Here is a 22439-nt window from a genome sequence, read left to right as displayed (position 1 = left end):
TTCAGTATTGAAATGGATGATACTTAATAACATCCGTACGAGGATAAACACCTTCCACTTGAGTACCTTCACCAGGAAGGTGTTCGGCCCATCGATAAAGAACCTGAAATTGGCTGGTTTGAGGAGCAGGTGAGGTGATAGCGGGAATAATCCAGTTCTGGTCACCCATCATGTCGAGCGCCCAATTTATTAGAAGGTCGTATGCGATACGTGCAACTCGCGGTAAAAGTTGGGCTCTCTCGGGGGCGGTTACCGGCTCTTCTACTGACAGCAGTGGGCAGTTGTCCAATAGGTGCTTGAGCTGACGACAGGTCATACCGAAGTGATGAAATGCAAATCGTTCCACCAGGAGAACGTCAGCTGTGGAACAATCAAACGCAGCACGCACTAACGCGGGATATGAAACTGATTCTGTACCGGATGGGGGAGGGATGATGATGCCATCAAAAGCATATTCAAAAACATGGCCCATCTTTCCGCGATATGTATCCATACCCGCAACCAGAATCTGTTTATGTGGAAGGGCTTCGGAAAGCTTATGAACGTATTTAACGTCGGCTTGGCCGTTGCCACAGCCTAACGAAAAGTAGATCAAAGGTTCAGGACTGGCAGAAAAGCCTGCCGCCATTTCCAGTAATGATTGGAGGGTTTTCTGATCTATTCGTGTACTGAAATTACCCAAAACGTAGTCACACATTAGTTTGGCATCGTCAATGTGGATCATCTTTTCTGAATATATTGTCTGAAGGGATTTCATTAGGTGCTTGACGACGATTTGATTAATCTCAAGATCGAGAAGGTCGTAGATATCTCGAAGAGAAAATGAATTCTGTAGACTCCAGGGGAAAATATCTTCAGGCGCAAATCTCTGAAATTCGTTCAAAGTCAGCAGTGTTTGTTTCCATATTCCGACTCTTTCCGGAACTATATGCTGATCGAAGACTTCTGTGCATATATCGGTCTTTAGATCTTCCAGTGAGATCTGCGACATTAATCGTTGCAGTCCTTGCTTAGTGGTAATTTCAGACACTTCGCAATCTTCCGATTTTTTCCGGCAGTTAAATAGGCCAGACACGGCTTCTGATATGACGTGCTCATTAAGATATTGGTTTGACAAGCCAATAGGGTGCAGCCGTTCCATCTCGTCCAGGGTAAGCTTTGTCGCTTGCTGTAAGTCAGCATCGCAATAATTCGCATACAGGGTGGTAAATTCGGTTTGATAGGCAGTGAATACCTGGTGGGAACTTGAAATAGCTTTCGTACTCAGGGTCTGATCATGATAGGTCCCATCAATCATGCTGCACAGCGTTTCCCGGATGGGGCCTGCCAAACTTGAAGAAGGATAAGTGGCAATTTGCCGTTCAGCGGAAATGATTAACTCCTTAGTGCTGCAATAAGTGGTTAGTTCGTGGCCACTTGGGTCATTCCGATAGTCTATTTGTCCAATCGTCTGGCCACTGGGAAGGGGAAAAAGCTGCAACTTTACCGCCATGGCGTTGCAGGCGTTTTCTATGACAAATGTTTTTCGGTTGATTTGATATCTTGATGGGAAGTCTCCCATTGACTGAGTTGGGATAAGTTCTTTTCCTATGACGTCCTGCATAAATTTATCGTTTGCACGGATAAAAAACGCTTGGGTGAAAACGTCACTATCATACTCACGAGCAGGGCTGGAAAAGCTGCCGCTTCGTCCGACGTTAACGGTTTCATTGCTATCAGCCATCCATAATCTGGGACAAAGGCAGGGACCGATGTTCAGCCCATGAGCAGATGCCAAAGGGGTAAGCGGGAACTGGTTGGCGCAGAAGATTTGGCGGCTAATGAGTTCCAGCTGCTGAATAAGGCTTGTGCCGAAGGAATAACCCAAAAAAATGAAGCGCTGAAAATGGCGAGTTAACTCTTGCTGCAAGGCCAGATGTGGAAGGGTATTCCAGATGGCCATTCTATGTGCGGGAAAGAGAAGTTCCCGAGTGAGAGTTTCCATATAAGGCAGTATGTGGTTATGCCTCGCCAACTCGTGCATATCGTTGACCAACTCATTGCTCACTGGGGTATCTGATAGCGTAACGGTGCAGATTTGAAACTCTCGTCTGGCATCTGCGCACATGGCATATAGCAGGTTGCCAAGTCCTGGCCCTATATACTGACCGTTAAGGTGTAATATGCCTCCCAGAAAAAATACGAACTTAGTATCAGTGTCGTGAATTGTGGAAAGATCTATCGGTGATCCCAGGCCTTGCTCAGTGAGATGATAGTATCGAATCATGACATTCACTCCCTGCTGCATCATTCAAGTTGAGAAAACCCGGAGCCTGATCTGTGTACTGGATTGATAACAGATCAGGCATGTTCCATTTCCGGGGCCGGCTATTCGTAATAGGGGCGGGGGCGGCCTCCGTTGTAATAACCGTACAGACGAGGCAATTTGGGGGGGCTGTTTTTCGCTGGAGAGCCTGAACTATGTACTGCTTGATAGGGATTGGACACCTGGCCGGGTGCTCCATCCAGGAAATCCTGTATGCCGAACAGATAATGTTGATTCAGCAGATGTCCCCAGGCGCTCATGCCGGTTTTCTCAAAAAGAGGTCCATCAATCTTAATTAAGGAAGGGTCGGACTCCTTCAAAGGTGACAGCACTCCCAGGCGGGCCACGAGGTCGAACTGATTGGCAAAGTTCTCGATATAGGGCAGGCCTACTTTTTCCCCTTTATTGTTCTTTACCTCTGCGACGTAGGTCATTCTGTCGGCGCAATTCGCAAAGGTGTAGACCTCCATTCGGCTCATTATCTGCGTGAGATATTCATCAAGTTCCTTCTTGGTTTTCTGCAGCAGATCCCCCCGTAGCAGGATCTCAAGAGCCAGCTCATCAATCAGTTGAAGGTCCAGCGCCGGTAAACTATCAGGATCCTGACGTAACAGATCAATGTGTAGAAGGGCGCGTCTCAAGGCTCGGAGCACGTTCGCAGTAATGATGGTGCCCTGGGAATGACAGATGACAACCACTTTGTCTTTTTGTGGATCTTTCAGGGCCTCCAGAATAGCTATCGTCGCTTTGATGGTGGGCTCCGTCATGGTTTGGGGTTTGGACAAATTGGGATCGGTTTTGAATGTTTTACCGACAGCACATTCAAGCAGGTCGACGACAAGGGAATCCGTGGCGTTGTGGATGACGGTGAAAGGGCGGTAGAACAGCTTACTCAGCAATGTGGAATTGATATGAGCTACAGCCTCATTAGTGGCAACCCCATTAATAAAAAACCATTGTTCATTGGCAAATGAATTATCACTGGCAAAGGGGTCGGGCTGCTGGAAATAGTTGCTTGGACGCCAGAAAAAGTGTTGTACCACAGGGGGTAATATCGTCCTGAGCCAACGGTTGGGTGCATGAGAGCGGGCGGGGACGGTAACATCCACCAGATAGTCCACAGTTCTCAGCGGACGCCAGATATCTATGATATTGAATTCTGAATCTATCTCATGTGGAGGAAGCCAACTCAATACTGGTCCGAAAATGGACTGCACATAGAGTGGAGGAAAAAATTTCAGGGCTGCCGCCACGATTTGCAGTAACTCTTTGTACCCGTTAGGGGGTGGGGCACTGGTAATACTGAATGACTGTGTTGCCAGTTCTTTGATTGCCGACAAATCTGTATTCGGTTCGGGGAGATCGGATGTGACGATATTGGCTTTTGCAGACATAACTTTGCTCCTTGTCAATTAAACCAGGGCGGGGAACAGACTCTTCCCACCGATGGATTTCCCCCTCAGATCTATTGGTGCCGGTGCTCAAATATTTCTAAGTATTCCAGCAGCGCCCGGCATTGAATGTCGTTTAACTCCTTGCTTCCGTATCTATGATACCTGAGTGTTTCTGTGTAAAAAATGTACAGTCACAATAACTATAGATCCCCTCTGATAACTGTGCCAACGAATTTAGATGGCCATGACAGATGATTGAATGTTTTATAACCTCATCACAATTTTTTTAACGTCTATAAATTAACTTTGATTGTTGGCGGCGGAAGAGCTAATTTTACTCTCTTGCACATTTTGTACAGATGGTAGTCGATATCTCTATCAGCATCTAAGGGTGCTCAGGCCCAGTGAGGATAACCCTCACCATAATGTGCATGGCTAAAGGAAACGGGGCTCCGCATTGTCGGTTCCCGGGAGCCATATCAAGGCTCCAGTCACATGGGTCCTCTTATCCGAGGACCTTGGTGAACTTATATAACAAGGAGACATCATGAAGATATCCAAATACCTCCCGCTCTCTGCGGTGGTCTTGTCCAGCCTTATCCCGGCCCTGACCTACGCAGATCCTGTATCCAAGCAGGACACCATCCAGTTGCTGGAGCAGGAAAAAAACAGCAGTGACGTATACAAAGCCTTTTTCCCTTCCCTTGAAATAGCCCGTAAAGCGGCTATCAGCTTTCATGGCCAGATGCTGGAGTCGCATTATGACGACGGCTACTTGATCATGGAGCTGACGTCAGAAGACATGGAAAAACTGGAAACGTTCGGTTTCAAGTTTGAAGTGGCCTATGAATTCATCGAGCAAAGAAATCAGATTCTCGAACAGATGCAGAATCGGTTGCAGCAGAGTCTTGATGCCCCACAGGCATTGAGCTCGGAAATCACTATTAGTGGTATTCCGGGCTATTCCTGTTATGAAACTGTGGAAGAGACCTTTGCTGTGGCTGCCGGCATGGCGCAGGATCATCCTGACCTGGCGGAGTGGATCGACGTGGGGAATTCCTGGGACAAAACCCAGGGCAACGGCGGCTACGACATGTTCGTGCTCAAGCTGACCAATAAGAACCAGACCGGCGATAAGCCTGTACTGTTTATTAACAGTGCGATCCATGCGCGTGAATACACCACGGCGCCATTGACCCTGGAATTTGCCCGCTGGCTGGTTAACGGATACGGCACCGATGCTGACGCCACCTGGATTATGGATCACCACGAAGTGCACCTGATGCTGCAGACCAACCCGGATGGCCGCAAGCGCGCAGAAACCGGTTTGTCCTGGCGGAAGAACACTAACCAGAACTATTGTGGTGCCACCAGCAATAGTCGCGGGGCGGATTTGAATCGTAACTTTTCTTTCGGCTGGAACTCCACCAACGGTAATGGTTCCAGTGGCGATCAGTGCGATGCGACCTATCGTGGACCCAGCGCAGGTTCGGAACCTGAAATTCAGGCGCTGGAATCTTATGTCCGCAGTATCTTCCCTGACCGCAGGGGGCCGGGACGTAACGATGCCGCACCAGAAGATACCAGCGGCATTCATTTGGATATCCACAGCTACAGTGAACTGGTGCTCTGGCCCTGGGGTGATACCAGTCAGGCGGCGCCCAACGGCACTGCCATGCAGACCCTGGGACGCAAATTCGCCTACTACAATGGTTATACCCCCCAGCAATCCATCGGTTTGTATCCCACCGATGGAACCAGTGACGGCATAAGCTACGGGGAGCTTGGTGTTCCGGCCTTTACTTTTGAGCTGGGCACCCAGTTCTTCCAGAGCTGTAACACGTTTGAGAATACGATCAAACCGAACAATTTACCGGCATTGATCTATGCTGCCAAAGTGGTACGGTCTCCTTACATTACCCCTGGAGGTCCGGATATCACTAACCTGTCGTTGAGCGATGGGGCGTCGGACTCTGGTGTTGAACCTGGTACGCCGGTGACGTTGAGCGCTACAGCTACGGATACCCGTTTCAATAACAGTAATGGTACTGAAAGCACCCAGAATATTGCGGCTGCGGAGTACTATGTGGACGAGTCTCCCTGGGATGACGGTGCGACTGCGATTCCGCTTGCAGCGGCTGATGGCAGCTTCAACAGTAAATCAGAAGGTATCCAAGGTGTGATTGACACGACGGGATGGTCTGAAGGCAAACATATGGTTTATGTTCGCAGTCGTGATGCGTCAGGTGTCTGGGGGGCTGTATCAGCCATCTTCCTGGTGATTGATAATGATCCTCAGCCACCCACCAACTACTGTTCAGCCGCCGGTAATAACGCTTCGGATGAATGGATCGGGGAGGTTGGTGTAGGTAGCTATAGCCACGCATCAGGTTCCAGTAAATACAGCGATTTTACTGAAGCCAAGACTGGTGAGGTTGTGCCACTGGTTCGGGGTGGAAACTCCGTCACCCTGACCCCTCAATTTGCCGGTAGCAGCTATAAAGAATACTGGAAAATGTGGGTGGATCTGAACGGCGACGGCGATTTTGAAGACACTGGCGAAGAAGTTTTCTCCTCCGGTGGTGCATCATCCAGCCAGGTGACAGGTACGCTTAGTATTCCAACTGGAGCGGCCCTGGGCAAAACCACCATGCGGGTTGCTATGCGTTACAACGCTGCGCCTACACCTTGCGGTACCTTCAACTACGGTGAAGTGGAAGACTACACTGTGGAAATCGGTGACGGCGATGGTGGCGGTAATCCTGGAACCTTTGAAAATAACACTCCATTTTCTATTCCGGACAACAACTCCACGGGCATTACCAGTCCAATTAACGTCACTCGTACTGGTGCCTCAGGCACTGTGAGTGTGTCAGTGGACATCACTCATACCTACAAAGGTGATCTGATTGTGGACCTGTTGGACCCGGCTGGAGGCAGCTATAACCTGCACAATCGTTCTGGCGGTTCCTCTGACAATATCGTGCAAACCTATTCAGTATCTGTAGGAAATCAAGATTCTGCAGGCGAATGGGGACTTCGCGTCAGAGATCTGGCAAACCAGGATGTGGGAACGCTGAACCAGTGGAGCATTACTTTTGAGTAAATGTCTCTGTTGAGATTCAGATGGTTCAATCTTAAAGGTCGGCAATGCCGACCTTTTTTATGACGATTAGAAAAGGTCGCTCATGCGCCTCTAAGCAACTCCACAGCAACTTGCTTCCAAAGAGAGCGCCGTTTCCACCACCACTTCAGCAATCTGGTGCGAGACCAGAAGTAGTAGAGGATTAAGATGGTGGCAAGAGAGACGCCGGTCCATTTCAGTAGGTCCTGAAGTGATAATTGAAGTAGGGGCGAGATGGGCTCTCCCTGAGCATAGGTGAAATAGTACAACGGGTGGGCCAGCAGATAACCCCAAAGCAGCCAGGTAAGTATTGAGATTGTTCCGTCTCTCAATAGCAGACTAAAGTCCCGTTTAGAGGGCTGTGTATAGATCAATTGGATTTTAGATGATTCAGCCACGAAAAATTTCTCCTCTATCCGGGCTTTCCCAAACGGCAGGTTGATTCGGTTTTCTGAAAAGCGCTTTGGGCACTGCGATGGTGATGGTGGCGATGTTGAGTATCCAGTAAAACAGTGGATACCAGATGCACCACAGAAAGTTTTTCAACAGTCCCTGATCGTAATGGCGGTCAATGAGAATACTGACCAGAAACTGCGCCAGGCACAGGAAAATCATGAGGACCCCACAGACTTCAAAAGTCAGCACTTGTGTTGCTGTGGGGGCTTCTGAGAATGTCACCAGGCGCCAGGCAAGTAGGGCAATGACGCTGTAGCTCCAATAGACACTGGCAAGATAGTCGAGCAGGAGAGGCCAGAACCTGAGCTTTCCCTGATAAAGGCAGCGCCAGCCGTATTTCAGACAAACCTCCGCGCCGCCCTGTGCCCATCGCAATCTCTGTTTGTATAATCCTCGAATGGTTTCCGGCATCAATACCCAGCATCGGGCCATGGGTTCGTAACGGATGTTCCAACCGGCCATTTGCAGACGCCAGCTCACGTCGATGTCTTCGGTGACCATGTCAGTGCTCCAACCGCCAATTTCCTGAATGGCGGATTTGCGGAAGGCGCAGACGACTCCTGAAATGGTGAACAAGGTTCCGTAGATACGTTGTGCCCTTTTGATCAGGCCGATGATGGAGGAAAACTCACCGGTCTGAATGCGTCCCACCATGGTCGTGCGGGTTCTTACCCTTGGGTTACCTGTCACCGCACCGACTCCATTGGTACTTAACAGGTGCCGGACCATCCAGACCAGTGCATTGCGATCAAGCAGGGCGTCACCATCGATACAGACCAGACATTCGCCCTCCGCATACTGGAGTGCATTATTCAGTGCCGCAGCTTTGCCTTGATTGGGCTGATGTATGACTTTCAGCAAAGGATTGGCTTCTGACAGCTTGTCCAGCCGCGCACCGGTATCGTCCTTGCTGCCATCGTTGATGGCGATGATTTCGTAGTTGGGATAGTCCTGCAGCAGAAGACTGTGAATGGTCTCTTCGATATTGGGACCTTCGTTGTAACAGGGCACCATGATGGAAATTCTTGGATAGTGCCGCAGCGTGAGCTTGTGGTCCGGGTATTTCTTCAGATAATGGTATTCCCAATGAAAGAAGTAATAGATTCCGCCGGTAATCCAGACCAACGCCATCACACTGGGGTACAAATAAACGCATAGCAACAACACATCCAGGCTCATTTGCCGCTCCCCAAGGTGGAATTGAGCGACAGATCCGGACGAACCGTATTCAGGTCAGGAACACCGGAAATGAAGTCGTCCGGATAGTAACCAAAGCTCTTAAGGCCCTCTTCAGTAATAATCTGCATCTGGCGTTTAAGAACAGCATCCGGTACAGGCGTATTGTTACGCCAATCCAGAGCCTGTAGTTCGAACACCAGTTTATCCGGACCGATTCTATCCAGCGCTACTCTCGATATACGGCGAAGCCATTTCTCGGGGTGCTTTTGCTGCTCCATAAAAGGCATGGCCATGACCGCCACGTCATCATAGGCCTCCGCAAAAGCTTCCAGATTCTGCGCGTACCAGGTTTCACTGTTGGGATTCAGTACCGGTTGGGCATACATGTTCCGGGCGAGCTGCAGGCGTTGACCGTCACTGGCAAAATATCGGTTGCTACGTTGGGCAAATCGATGAGTGATTTTGATCAGATAATCGGTTTTAAGCTTGCTCCAGCGTTTGAACTGGGCAATGTCATCCCGAATATTTTTGACGGAAGCATCCAACCCCCAGGCGCTGTATTGCTGTTGTGCTTCCGGGGAGGCATCTTCAAAGTCCCCCAGGAAGGCATCGTCGTGAAAGAGTATGCCGTGGAACTTTCCGTAGAAGCCGAGATCTTCGTAAATATCATCGATGGCCTGGAGGTTTTTCTCTGAGAACGGCGATAGTCTGAGATAGTGTTCCGGGGCCGGTTTTCCGGTGCGGACGTCGGTCACGTATTGGTAGTCTTTACCAAGGTCAAAGGCCAGTACCGGCATCCAGGCATAGATTCTGACACCGGCTCTCGAGCGGAGCTGCCAGGCGACGCGATTGAAAATATCTGCACGAACAGGAAGGTGCCGATTGGGAAAATACAGCTTATCCGCCACGCCATTTCCGTCCGGGTCGGCAAACGCCTGAAGATATACCGTATTGACTCGGAACCGGCTGACCCGTTCGATGAGCAGATCAATATTTTTCTGCATCGCCTTGGGATCAGAATCGTACACATAGTCCAGGTCCACATGCAGAATTCTTTTGGCGACAGGAGTCTTGGGTTCCCCCTGCAGAATTCGATCAAAATGCTCAAGACCGATCTCCTGATCCATCAAATAACGGTAGACATGATCGCCGGTGTCGCTGGCGAGGTTATATCCTTCATCCAGGGAAAACGTAAAAGGATAGCCTTCCTCCCGGGCAAAATTGATCGACTGCTCACTATAGGCTCCGTAGGGCCAAATCAGGATTCGAGGTTCTCTTATTCCTTCTGACTTCATTTGCTGGCGAGTGGTTTGAAAGTCATTGCGAAGACGCTGTTCGTACTGGACCGGGGTTTCGTATTGACCGCTTGATTTATCAAACTGTGGGCTGACCGCTGCCGGCTGCTCATTGCCAAAGGGATTGGCAAAAATACCGTAATGCAGATTGAAAGTGTGGGAGGCGAATTCAATCAATCCGGACGCTTCCATTTCCCGAATCTGTGCCCAGTTCAGGAAGTGTTTACGATCCAGGTTGGTCTTTCCGTATTGCACTTCCTGGCCGGGTTCGCTTTCCAGCCATTTACCGACCAGACCAATCACGGCAGGGTAGCCGTATAGTTTCAATAGTGGGAATGCCGTTGTATAGAAAGACTCATAGCCATCATCGAAAGTAAGCAGTACAGCGTTCTGGGGTAATGTGGATTTACCCGCTTTAGCCTCAAGAATTTGTTGGAAACTGACCGGATGATAATTGTTCTGTTTTATCCAGTTGAGATGCTCAATGAAGCGGTCGCGACTGACGGTATTGGCAAAAATCCGCTTGGTTGGTTGAAGTTTGACGTCATACAAATCGTGATACGCCAGAACCACATAACTGTTTTCAGGGCGGGCCAGAGCCGCTGACGAGAACAGTATTTGAATCAGAATCGCTAGGCAGATGACAGTTTTCACGGCACGAACCTCACATCGATGTTAGCGAAAACCGATAAACCGTATTCGGGCTCCCCATCATAGATAGCTTTGTTGTGGTTGATGCCCAGCTTGAGGGAGACTCTGTCCCGCCAGAGCCATTGCTGGCTGTAGCCGAGCTTCCATCCTGTCTCAGTGGAAAATCCGGACTGGTGGTAACGGTTGGCACCGGTTTCCAGAAATTGGTCCAGATCCCAGTTGTCGGACAGTTTCAGGTGATAGCTGTGGCGCAATTCCAGGTTGAAATTACGATCCGAGATAGGATTGAAGTAATTGACCGGAACAACGTCGTTGTCACTGTCAGTAATGCCCGCGACAGCGGACAGCTTGTAACGGGCGGTTTGCCATATCCGTGCGTCTAACCACCCGTTGAGGATTTGGCGGTCATTGCCGTCCGTAAATTTATAGAGTTGTGCCTGTCCTCCCCAGGAAAGATCCGGCGCCGGCTTGTGTACAAAGCCCAGACTCCACTGGCGCATATAATGTCCATCATGAAGCGCTCTGAGTGGGGTGTTGGAAGGATTGTATCGATAAGCAGCCTGCACGCTCCATTGGTCGTCCAGACTCCAGTTAACTGAACTCCACAGATATTTTTTATCATTGAGCTGACTGCCGGAACCGGCCTCCAGATCCAGGGTCAGGGGATACCAGGTCAGGTCGGCGCCTATGCCGCTGTATCTTGCATAGAGATCCCGCTCTTCCCATTTCCCATAGAGTTTCTGATCATGGGCGTAAAAGCGCTGCCCTTCCCAGCGCTGGGAAAAGAGTTGGACATCGTATTGCCAGTCTTCTGAATTCTGTGCCTGACCGGCTTTTTCGTTCTCTGTCCGAACGCGACCCAGGTCTATCGTCAGAAATGGTGCTGTGGCTTCCGCCCAGCGGCGATTAATATCCTTTTGCTCATCATCCGGATAAGTCGAGTTCAGTTTCTGTCTTTGTCCGTTGAGATCCCTCCAGTCACCTTTTTCCAGTTGATTCACCCAAAGGCTTCTCTGCGCTGGTCCACGTGAAGACTCTGACATCAGGGCATCGGCACGAAGGTAGCTCTTCTCTGCATCCGCAAACCGTCCCTGCCAGCGCTCCACATTGCCCAGGTCCAGCCACAACCAGGGATTTCCCGGTGCCTCTGTGACCGCAGCTCGGAGAGACACGCCCGCGGTTTCGAGGTCTCCACACCAGGCCGTGTGCAGAATGCTTTGCTCCAGTAGTTGCTGGTACTTCTCATTATTGAGGCGGAAGCTTCCGGTGAAATCCCACCGGGTAGGGGGTTGGCTTTCCAATAGTTGGTTTAGCAAATCAGTACCGGCCTCATATTGCTCGGCATCCATGTAGGCGTAGTAAAGCTTGCGACCGATTTCCGGATCATGGTTCTTTGCATAGAGATCGGAATATATTTCCACGGCCCCAAAAGGCTTTCTGGTGGCGATCAACAAGTCAGCTTTAGCTTCCAGAATGTAGGGCGGCACATTTTCTATTGTGTCGATCACTGCAAGGTTGGCTGTGGCTTCCGGGTACCTCTTAGCGGACACCAGACCATAGAAAATATCCAATTGGATTCGCTGATATAGGGAGTGATCTGCAGGAACGACCTTGGCCAACTGTTGTAGCTGCTGGATTCCCTCATCAAGAACGTTTTGACGATAGGAGCTGATTCCGCTGCGGATATTCAATGTGGCCTGGTAATAGTCAAGCCAGTATCGATCGATACCGGTGAACCATTCCGGATGCTCATTCACGATCGTCTGTGCGGCAGAGCTGGCACCAAGCTCAATGGCGGTTTTGTAGAAACGCAAGCCGATGTCCCTGTTGGGAGCATAATCGTAGTAGGCTTGCAAAACGCCCAATTCGCCGACGCGATCCTGGAGTACGGTCATCACATACAGTTCGTTTTCGAATCGTTCGATACCGGGCTTGCCCAGGTCTCTGTAGTGGGCAATCGCTTTTTGCGCATGGATATCTTCACCCATTTCGGCGCTGGTCAGGGCCAAGCCCAGCCAGCCGTCAATATTGTTGGGATTCCTCTGGCTGAGCTGAGAATAGAAGGCCGCCGCGGTCTTGAAGTCCTGCCGGTTTCGATGAGCCTTGGCGAGTGCTTCCAGACTGTTCTCGTTCAGGCTCTTCATGTCGCATGGGTAGCATAGGTCGAGAACACTCCCTAAAGTGCCGTTCCAGCTGTGAAGAGCGATAAGGTCGTTCAATACTCTCGAATTACCGGTCTTCTGATAGAGCTTCCCCATATCTTTAACGGCTTCGGACAGATTGCCATGTCGTGCCGTCTCAACCAGTTGTTCCCGTCGTTCGTCAATGTCCCGCTGTCGATCAATGCTCTTCTGTTGATCAGCGTTCTCCTGTTGGTCAGTGTTCTCCTGTCGACCAACGGCTCCAGGTTGATCGATCGTGGGAACCGCCATCAGCGGCTGGCTGAGGTGAAGGGGAATAGATCCTAAGAGCAGGCATGCGAACCTGCGGACGGACGTCAACCGGTGCGGTTCCGTTCGGTAGTTGCTCATCTGATTGTTGGCCCATTAAGCGTTATGTCCATCTAAACGCTAGGGCCTGATATCAGGCCCTAATCAGGGAATGAACCGTGTTACTGCGTACGATCCTTTCGCTAGAAGACAGAGATGTTGATTGAAGTCGTTTGTACAGCTCGAATACGCAAGATGCGGCCTGACATGATGCCGGTCGGCCGTACTCTGGTCCGGCGGACACGGTTATAGAGCTATCTGTTCATGGCGGTAATGCAACTTTCTGTCTATGGCTGTTTCACAGTTGTCTGTTTATGACTGTTACAAAGTTGTCTGTTCATCGCTGTTACACAGCTAGCCGGATACCGCCGTTTTAGATGTTATGCCGTCAACTTGTCGTGCTGCGGTATTTAATCGGAATTCACATTTGAAAAAAATAGTCTGTGATGGGTATAACAAAATGGCTAAGAGGCTAGATAAAAATCATCAGATCCTAGGGCTGGACTATGCCTTTGGTAAGTGGTCTGATACCCAAAAGTCTATCAGCCCAATGTAAGAGCGCGTCACTTTTAATGAATCTTTACCTGATCGTAAAAACTCTGCATATCCTCAGTGCTACGGTCCTGTTCGGAACCGGTTTAGGGATCGCATTCTTTATGTTTCGGTCGATGTTTACCGATGATCTGCAGCAGAAATACTACGCCGCACGAAGCACTGTTCTGGCAGACTATTTGTTTACCTTTCCCGCAGCTGTTTTTCAGTCGCTTAGTGGAGTTTGGCTGGTTTGGTATGCAGGTTTTAACTGGACGGATACTTGGCTGGCCGTTACTTATATATTGTATTTGCTGGCCGCTTTGTGTTGGTTACCGGTGGTGTGGATCCAGATTCAACTCAGAAAACTGATCGAAGAAAGTATCAGAACCGGGGACCCGTTACCTGAACGTTACCATCGGCTGTTTCGTATCTGGTTTATGCTGGGGTGGCCTGCTTTTTTCGGTTTGACCGTGATTTTTTATCTGATGGTGGCAAAGCCTCTTTAGCGACTGTAGCGACGCCAAAGTCGCTTTGACTGACCTGTATATGCTCGGGATGCCTAATCCATGTTGGGTATGCTGGTATGGCCTATTAGCAGTGAAGTGTCTGTGTATGAGATATAGCCCCCCTCCAAGTCCTTCCCTCTGACAACATTTTTCCCGCAAATCAGTGAAGAAAAGATGACGGATTTTCATAAAAATCGTCGCTTACCTGATCGGGACATGACATTAATGGGGAAATAGCACCTGTAAACTCCAGTGACTATTTCTGTTCCCCCCTAATACACCATCCGGTTGCCATGGGAGAAGGGATCTTCGCCCCGGTACCGACCAGCATGAAAAAAATGATAAGGATCGTCAGTTCCTCTGAGAGCACTCTCTTCCAAGTCTCAGATTTCCAACCGCCAATTTGATGAAAAAGCTTCGTTGTCCAGGCCCTTTGGTATTCCTGTCTGTATGCCTATGGGGCGGGGCATTGAAACGGAGCTCTGCGCAGGAAGGCAGTATGGGACAGAGTTCTTTCCATAAACTGAACCAAGTATAAACAAGGATGAACCATGCAATTACGACCTTATTTAACTTCACTGGCATTGTTGCTTTCGGCCCAAGCGTCGTTCGGACAGGCATTCACGGAAGTGATGGAAGAGGCAAAACCGGTACCGTACACATTATCAGACAATCAGTATATTCAGATTGGCGATAAGCATTTCAGGTATGAAAACGGTGTTAAGGGCTCACAGGTGTTCCCGGAGCATTTTGTTATTCAGGCAAAGGATACCGAGAGAGCCAGAAGTGATATGGAGAATGCGGGAATCGAGTTGGGTGAGAGTTTCTGCTTTGGCTTGATAGAGGGGACTGCCAAGACTGCCAAAGCGGGGCTGGATGTTGCCCGACAACTTGAGAAACTGGGATATAAAGTCTACTTCGATGCCGTTGTTGATTTTGCTTCGGCGAATGATCCGTTGTTCCCGAGTCAGTGGAATCTCGATATGTCGGATCCCGGACCCTATTGTGCGGCAGATACCGATATAAATGCTCCCCAGGCCTGGTGGTACTCTTACGGATCTGACGTTTCTATTGCCGTGGTGGACAGTGGTGTGGATTACAACCATGAGGATCTGCGCGAAGCGATATGGAGAAATCCAGGGGAATCCGGTGATGGCAAGGAGAAAAACGGCATTGATGATGACGGTAACGGATTCATCGATGATGTATACGGATGGGATTTCAACGGGAATGATAATAACCCTTATCCCGAAACCTGGTCGGCCTATAAGCATGGCACCCAGGTATCCGGCATCGCAGCCGCCCGAACCAGCAATGGCAAGGGTATCGCCGGAGTTGCCGGGGGCATGGGAAGATACAGTGGCAGTACTCTGATTCCCGTCAGAACCGGTGCCAACCTGATTCAGATGTTCAAGTCCATTTGTTACGCGGTGCAGAGTGGGGCGCAGGTGGTTAACGTCAGTATGGCGTGGCAAACGGATCAGCCTTACCAGTGGACGCTTGATGTCGCGGAATATATAAATCGGAACTATAACACTGTATTGGTTGGTGCGGCCGGCAACAGCAGCGGTCCGGTGGGGGTTCCTGCAAGGCTTCCGGGGGCATTGGCAGTTACCCAAACCGGGTGTACCAACAAAACGTATTCCAGCAGTATTGCCACTGGTCCGGAGATGGATCTGACCGCACCGGCCTATGTACCCACAACGGAACCGGGCAACAGGTATTCTTCATCCTTTAGCGGCACCTCTGCCGCTGCCCCTCATGTCAGCGGGATAGTGGCGCTGATGCTGGCGGTCAATCCTGGTCTCACCAGAGATCAGATAACCGATATCCTGCGGGACACCGCCATCAAAGACGGCTACGACGTTGATGCCCAGGGAGACATAAACTACTACGCCATTCCCGGTTCTCCCGGTTTGTCCGCTATACGGGGTTATGGACGGGCACGTGCTGATGAAGCGGTGACTCAAGCACTTGAAGCCTGGACCGTTCATCTGACTTCACCCAATGGTTTGGAGACTTATCATCAGGGAGACTGGATCGACATCAATTGGGATGAGTTCAACTTTCCCGATAACGTGATTACCATCGATCTGCTCAAAGATGATGGCAAAACATCTCCTTATCGTATTGCCTCAGGTATTTATGGTCTTGGAATGTCCTGGCAGATTCCCGATGACTTTAAGCCGGGCAATGATTACCGCATTAAGATTACCGGCAGGGACAACACGGTCAGTTACAGCGACAGAACCTTCAGTATCCTGGAGCGTCCACGGATTGAGATTAATCCTATCTGTGGTGTCGATCTGCAAAAACCTTTAGGCATCAATTGGAAGTCAAACCTGGATGGGAGCAAGTATTTGAATCTTGATTTCACCTTTACCTACTTTGAGGATTATCAACAGACCAAGAGCTATGTCGTGCCTAATATAGGGACCTTCCTGGCAAAAAATATTTCCCAATATGACAGCCCGGCTCTGCGTAGTCTCGATATTACCTTGAGTGACGGAGACGTTTCAGACTCTATCCGGATTACCCGGTTTAAGCTCTGTGAATGGAAATAGATTAGTATCCATCTTGGATAGAAGGCCGGCGTTTCTTGCCGGCCTCTTTTTGGTGACGTTATTCAATTTGATTTTGAAAAGAGTGGCTTCACAGGAGTATTCTAGGGTCTGTTGAGGTTTCGCTATCGCCACTGTTGCGCCTGAAAAAGCGTCAGGCTAGGAACGAGGAGTGTGGTTTGGTTATTCCAAATGAGCGACGAGTGACGACGAATGGCGCTTTTTCAGGCGCAACCCTTCGGGCTGGAACCATTTTTGTGCCCAGCGTCGTTGTCAGTCGCTTATGTAGAGTAACTACACTATGCTCCTTCCGCCCGGGCGGCGAACCGCTAGCCGGATCGCAAAAATGGTCTCCAGCAGTGATGATGGCGAAACCTCAACAGACCCTGGTGCTTCTCTGTTTAATCTGATGAATGACTTGAAATGCCAAAGAGAATTTTGATTATCGGTGGTTACGGAAATTTTGGCCGCTTTATTTCAGGTATGCTCGCGCGTGAACAGGATCTGCAACTGATCATTGCCGGTCGGGATATTCATAAAGCCAGAAGTCACGCCGCTGCTCTGGATACGGTTCACCCTGCTGAAAGCGTCTGTATCGACATCCATGGAAACCTGACAGAGGCCTTAGCGGAGGTTGTTCCGGATATCGTTATTCACACGTCTGGTCCATACCAATCCCAGGGCTATGACGTCGCCCGGGCGTGTATCGGACAGGGATGTCATTATATTGATCTGGCTGATGCCAGGGCGTTTGTGGCCGGCATCAATCAACTGGACGACGCGGCCAAAGCCCGCAATGTGCTTGTATGTAGCGGAGCTAGTTCTGTTCCGACATTGACCAGTGCAATTATCGATGCGTATATCTCCCAGTTTGAGCGTCTTGAATCCGTTGATTATGGGATCGCCACGGCCCAGCTGACCAATCGCGGACTGGCAACCACTGCGGCAGTTCTCAGCTATGCCGGTAAGCCTTTTAAAACTCTCCGTGATGGCAAAGAAACCTCGGTCTACGGTTGGCTTGGCCTGAGAAACAGGCGATTCTGGGGGCTGAATAAACGAATGCTGGGAAACTGTGACATACCGGACCTGGCTTTGTTCCCAAAGTACTACCCAACCTTGAAGAACATCAGGTTTCAGGCAGGTCTGGAACTGAAATTCCTTCATCTGGTGCTCTTTGCCCTGTCTGGACTGGCCAGAATAAAGCTATTTCCTCCTCTGCAGCCCATGACGCCATATCTGCTGAAAATTGCCCGACTGTTTGATCCTTTCGGGAAGGACAACACGGGGTTTTTTATGGATCTGAAGGGCGAGGATGATCGCGGTCATGCCAAACGTCTTTTGTTTGAAATTGTCGCCCGGCACGGGGACGGCCTCTACATCCCCAGTATTCCTTCCATACTCATGGCGATAAAGCTGGCCCGAGGGAAAGTCGAAAAAAGAGGAGCAATGCCGTGCATTGGACTAATCACCCTGGATGAATATCTTAATGCCATGCGTGAGCTGGATATCGAATGGCGTGTAGTTACGGATTCTGTCGATATAACCTGATGCTTCCATCCTGAAGTTCCGGTTAAAAATCTTCCTTATCGAAACAAATTTTCCCGGCTATAGAACCGGGATCTTCCCCCTCTGGTCGGTCCGGATATTCTCGTGCTTCCCTCTCTAAGTCTCCCTGGACCCGGGGCAGGTCCTGCTTAAGTCCTGTGTTCTCATATTGATATGAATCCGCGTTGCTCTAACGACGTGACAGAGTGACTTTTTGATAATTTGTGCTGTTCTCCATACTTTTTCTCAGCTTCTCAGGGTGTAATACAAAAGCACATAAGGTGTCATCTGCCCGAGATAGATTGGCTGTTTATATCTGACCGTACGGACAGGATTGTTCAAATAAATGATGAGAAGGTGGGATGATGAATAAGCTATTAGCAGTCACAGGAATGATAGTGGGATTGTGGGGGAGCGCGGTCGTGTGGGCGGCTGACGTGAGTCTGCAGGGACAAATGGCGGAATCCTCGGCCGGTGCCTGCCCGGATACTGTCGCCAGATTAACCCTCGTGACGGATGATTATGGCAGTGAGACCAGCTGGCAACTGACGGACAGCAACTTCCAGACACTCTACAGCGGCGCCAATTACAGTGACAACACGGTCTACACGGAAGACTTTTGTCTGGCCAATGGCTCCTACAGTTTTACTATTTTTGATACCTATGGAGATGGTATTTGCTGCCAATATGGGCAGGGTTCCTATGCTATTTCTGTGGATGGTAAGGCTCTGGTCAGCGGGGGAAGTTTCGGAAACAGTGAAACTGCCGGATTTACGATTGAAGATTCAGACGGATTGCCTGACCTTAGTGAATACTACAAGGATGCTGAGGGCACCACAGGTTATGCGTTAAAGACAGCGCTCTATAACATTATCAAAGACCATTCTTCACAGGGATATAGCGCTTTATGGAGTTTTTATCGGGAGCAGGAATTGGATAGCTATTTTGAAAATGATGGCTCTATTTTAGATATCTATTCTGAAAACCCTGAGGGCAGCGACCCTTATGTTTTTGCCAGGTCAACTGATCAGTGTGGTAGCTACAATAGCGAAGGAGATTGCTATAACCGGGAGCACTCTTTCCCACGGAGCTGGTTCGGTGGAGCCCGAGAGCCTATGAACTCTGACATTCACCACATCTTTGCCACAGACGGATACGTCAATGCCAAGCGTGGGAGTTACCCCTACGGCGAAGTTGGAGTGACCACCTATATATCCTCTAACGGATCAAAGCTTGGGGCGGCGGCTTCGGGACTTGGATACACCGGAACAGTATTTGAACCCATTGATGAGTTTAAAGGCGATGTTGCCCGGGCATATTTTTACATGGCCACCCGATATCAAAATGTCATTGCCGGTTGGGAAAACAATACGACCTACAGTGATGCGGTTCTGAACGGCAGCAGTAATCAGGTGTTTGAACCCTGGTTTCTGAATTTGTTGCTGGCCTGGCATCAGCAGGATCCTGTCAGTCAGAAGGAGAAGGACCGAAACGAAGCTGCATACGGTTTCCAGGGGAATAGAAACCCATTTGTGGACTATCCCGAATTTGCCGGACTCATTTGGGGGAAATAGTCATTCTAGGGTCCGGAGATAAAAGCCGGGCTCTGGAGGCTGAATCCATTGTCTGGAGGTTGAGTCAGTAGTCTGGAGGTTGAGTCAGTAGTCTGGAGATCGGGCCAGTAGTCGTGGGATTGAAGCAATGGTCTGAAGACAGAAATCCACGACTTTGGGACAAAAACCATGAGTTTAAAGTAGAAAAACAGGCCCCGGAGAAAGCTGTCCCGGGGTCGGCTGAAAGATCTCAGGATGATAGGTGTGGTTAAAAAATAGCCAGACATGTGAGCGGTAACTATAATTCTAGAAGTGTTGGATAGGGAGGCCTTCATTTAAAAACCGCTAGAACGATAGGTGTCCGGATTGATGTTAAGTATTCGAGTGCCGGTGCTCTTTGTCATAAGCATGGCTATTTATGCTCTGTCCTCCAGTGACTCGATGGCTGACTCACCGACGTCCCCTGTGTCCGGCCTTCAATTGTACATTTCTGAATATCCCCCCTTTTGCTTTACCGAGGATGGCCAGGCCAAGGGGCTGGCGGTGGACGTTGTGCGAGAGATTATGGGGGAGCTGCAAGTCGATTTCCCTATTCAATCCGTTCCTTGGAAGCGCGGATTAAAAAATATCTCGGGTGATGGGGCGTCAGCGTTATTTACAATTACCCGGACAGCGGAGCGCGAGCCTTTATTCAAGTGGGTAGGCCCAATAACCATTTCAAATCTGGTTTTTTTCTCACGCCGGGATTCAGGAATTGATATCAAAACACTGGCAGATGCCCGACAGGTTGACCATATCGGCACGGTTCAGGGCTATTCGGCGGAAAAGTATCTGCTGGGAGAGGGGTTTAAAAACCTTGTCAGCAATGCCGGAAGTGATAAAACCAATCCCACAAAGTTGATCAAGGGATATCTGGACCTGTGGGTATCGGTTGATGTGGTGGGGTTCTACCTCGCCCGTCAGGAAGGTATTAAGCCCAGTCAGCTGAAAATAGTGTATGAGTTGAAAAAACAGCCTAAATATATCGCTTTCTCGCTGGCAACACCTGATGAAACTGTTTTGGCGTGGCAGTCAGCGCTCGACCATCTGCGAGCAGATGGTCGGCTTGATAACATTGCACTGCGCTGGATGACGGATTGATCCCGCGTCACAGAAATCAATTGACCAGAGCAATGTATCCAGAGGGAGTAAAGGACTCGGGAGAAGCCTCCAAAATATAATGCCGATAGGTATCCGGGTATGGCTCTTCCAGAAAGGAACCTTGTTTCTGATAAGGAAAAATTTCATCCAATCGTCTGATCTGCTGCTGGTTAATCCTGCGGAACAGATGGGTGCGGGTGACTTCTGACGGACTTTTAAGGCCCGCTGATGAGGCGATATCTACCGCTGCATGGACAGTTTCCTTGTGAAAACGAGCCACCCGTTCGGCTTTGTCTTCCACATGAAGGCCGTCACTCAACTCAGGATCCTGAGTGGCAATACCGGTTGGGCAACGGTTGGTGTTGCATACCAGAGACTGGACACAACCCAGAGCCAACATCATTCCACGGGCACTGTTACAAAGATCGGCACCCAGAGCCAGACAGCGAATAAGATGGAAGGCCGTAAACACTTTGCCCGAGGCGATGATTTTTATGTCCTGCTTCAGCCCAAAACCGGTCAAGGTGTCGGCCACAAAAGCGATGGCGTCCCGCAGAGGCATTCCCACGGAGTTGCTGTATTCCAGCGGAGCTGCACCGGTTCCCCCTTCGCCACCATCAACGGTAATAAAGTCCGGTTTGATATTGGTCTCGATCATGGCCTTGCAGATGGCGATGAATTCACTCTGACGTCCTATACACAGTTTGAAACCTACAGGCTTACCGCCGGACAGCTCCCTTAGCTTTTGGACAAAATGAAGCAGACCGACAGGCGTGGAAAATGCGCTGTGCGACGACGGGGAAATAACATCTGTGTGAGGGGAGACCAATCGGATGCCGGCGATTTCCGGCGAGTTTTTGTCCGCGGGCAATATTCCACCATGGCCAGGCTTAGCGCCTTGGGACAGCTTGATCTCTATCATTTTGACGGCATCGTGGGCGGCCTTTTTCTGGAACGCGTCCTCAGAAAATCCGCCCTCAGGGGTACGGCAACCGAAGTATCCGGTTCCGATCTGCCAGATAATGTCTCCACCGTGTTTCAGATGGTAATCGGACAAGCCGCCTTCGCCGGTGTTGTGGGCAAAGCCGCCTAGCCCGGCACCTTTGTTCAGTGCCATGATGGCGTTCTTGCTTAATGCCCCGAAGCTCATGGCTGAAATATTCAGGAGGCTGGCATTGTAAGGGTGGCGGCAATCCGGGCCGCCGATAAGAACCCGTGGATCGGTATTGATATCCTCGATGTTCAATGCACAGATTGAGTGGGTGATCCACTCATAGCCAGAATCATAGGTGTGAATTTTAGTACCATAGGGGTTGCTGGAAATATCCCCCTTGGCACGTTGGTAGACGATCGAACGGAACATACGGCTGACCGGGCGTCCGTTCACCTCAGATTCAATGAAGTATTGTTGTATGAAAGGCCGTGCCAACTCCATCATCCAACGTCCACGGCCGATAAAGGGAAAGTTACGGCGTAAGGTATGTTTAGTTTGGCTGGCATCATACAAGCCTATGCCCAGCACGGCGGCAATAGGTAGGAGTAACCACCAGAACCCGGACCAGATCAGCCCCAGGATTAGTATGATGCCTCCGGTAATGAGGGTGGTTTTAAAAAAACGCGTTCTCATGAGTGTCCTTATTGTGCTGTCAAAAGTTGGTTGATCTTCGTGGTTTGCTTTTTAAAACTCAAGTATAGGATGTGAGCATG

The 22439-nt window shown here is 49.9% G+C and carries 13 protein-coding genes; 6 read left to right on the top strand and 7 right to left on the bottom strand.

From position 1 onward, the window contains the following. Position 1: 1 nt before the first annotated feature. Together BTA51_RS13780 and BTA51_RS13775 are read right to left on the bottom strand one after the other, a co-directional pair. The gene (locus BTA51_RS13780; protein WP_141215594.1) at positions 2–2266 is read right to left on the bottom strand and encodes a hypothetical protein; all 2265 of its coding nucleotides are present in this window, start codon (positions 2264–2266) and stop codon (positions 2–4) included. Between the two features lie 101 nt (positions 2267–2367). Further along, positions 2368–3699 (bottom strand): hypothetical protein, encoded by a 1332-nt coding sequence (locus tag BTA51_RS13775; protein WP_094708089.1) that lies wholly within the window; start codon positions 3697–3699, stop codon positions 2368–2370. A gap of 547 nt (positions 3700–4246) precedes the next feature. On the opposite strand from BTA51_RS13775, the gene BTA51_RS13770 reads away from it, so the two are divergent. Continuing rightward, positions 4247–6805, top strand: a complete 2559-nt coding sequence (locus tag BTA51_RS13770; protein WP_094708087.1) for a M14 family zinc carboxypeptidase — start codon at positions 4247–4249, stop codon at positions 6803–6805. 80 nt (positions 6806–6885) lie between these two features. Here the strand turns inward: BTA51_RS13770 and BTA51_RS13765 are convergent, their stop codons facing one another. Genes BTA51_RS13765 through pgaA form a run of 4 tightly spaced genes read right to left on the bottom strand, consistent with a single transcriptional unit; the run spans position 6886 to position 12935 of the window. Continuing rightward, the gene (locus BTA51_RS13765) at positions 6886–7221 is read right to left on the bottom strand and encodes a hypothetical protein (protein ID WP_094708085.1); all 336 of its coding nucleotides are present in this window, start codon (positions 7219–7221) and stop codon (positions 6886–6888) included. Beyond that, complete coding sequence (pgaC, locus tag BTA51_RS13760) at positions 7214–8458, bottom strand: poly-beta-1,6-N-acetyl-D-glucosamine synthase (RefSeq protein WP_094708083.1); 1245 nt, start codon at positions 8456–8458, stop codon at positions 7214–7216. The genes BTA51_RS13765 and pgaC overlap by 8 nt, the downstream gene beginning before the upstream one ends. Then, entirely contained in the window at positions 8455–10407 is a 1953-nt protein-coding gene (pgaB, locus tag BTA51_RS13755; RefSeq protein ID WP_094708081.1) for a poly-beta-1,6-N-acetyl-D-glucosamine N-deacetylase PgaB, read from the bottom strand. The genes pgaC and pgaB overlap by 4 nt, the downstream gene beginning before the upstream one ends. Beyond that, a complete protein-coding gene (pgaA, locus tag BTA51_RS13750) occupies positions 10404–12935 on the bottom strand; it encodes a poly-beta-1,6 N-acetyl-D-glucosamine export porin PgaA (RefSeq protein ID WP_094708079.1) in 2532 nt (843 codons plus the stop codon). Before pgaA ends, pgaB begins: the two co-directional genes overlap by 4 nt. 530 nt (positions 12936–13465) lie before the next feature. Between pgaA and BTA51_RS13745 the strand changes: the two genes are divergently transcribed. The 5 genes from BTA51_RS13745 (at position 13466) to BTA51_RS13725 (ending at position 20732) form a co-directional block, all read left to right on the top strand. Continuing rightward, positions 13466–13933 (top strand): DUF2269 domain-containing protein, encoded by a 468-nt coding sequence (locus BTA51_RS13745; protein WP_094708077.1) that lies wholly within the window; start codon positions 13466–13468, stop codon positions 13931–13933. A 551-nt stretch (positions 13934–14484) separates the two neighbouring features. After that, complete coding sequence (locus BTA51_RS13740; protein WP_094708075.1) at positions 14485–16497, top strand: S8 family serine peptidase; 2013 nt, start codon at positions 14485–14487, stop codon at positions 16495–16497. A 420-nt stretch (positions 16498–16917) separates the two neighbouring features. After that, a complete protein-coding gene (locus tag BTA51_RS13735; protein ID WP_094708073.1) occupies positions 16918–18042 on the top strand; it encodes a saccharopine dehydrogenase family protein in 1125 nt (374 codons plus the stop codon). Positions 18043–18401: 359 nt separating this feature from the next. Beyond that, a complete protein-coding gene (locus tag BTA51_RS13730; protein ID WP_094708071.1) occupies positions 18402–19613 on the top strand; it encodes an endonuclease in 1212 nt (403 codons plus the stop codon). A gap of 348 nt (positions 19614–19961) precedes the next feature. Next, on the top strand, positions 19962–20732 hold the full coding sequence (locus tag BTA51_RS13725; protein ID WP_246841035.1) for an ABC transporter substrate-binding protein: 771 nt from the start codon (positions 19962–19964) through the stop codon (positions 20730–20732). A 16-nt stretch (positions 20733–20748) separates the two neighbouring features. Here the strand turns inward: BTA51_RS13725 and BTA51_RS13720 are convergent, their stop codons facing one another. Then, positions 20749–22359 carry an FMN-binding glutamate synthase family protein gene (locus tag BTA51_RS13720; protein WP_094708069.1) on the bottom strand — a complete coding sequence of 537 codons (1611 nt, stop codon included), beginning with the start codon at positions 22357–22359 and terminating at the stop codon, positions 20749–20751. Positions 22360–22439: the final 80 nt, after the last annotated feature.

Origin of the sequence: Hahella sp. CCB-MM4 (assembly GCF_002260525.1) — a bacterium.
Classification (GTDB): domain Bacteria; phylum Pseudomonadota; class Gammaproteobacteria; order Pseudomonadales; family Oleiphilaceae; genus Hahella.
Note: the sequence above shows the minus strand (reverse complement) of the source record. Positions and strands in the feature narration are given on the sequence as shown.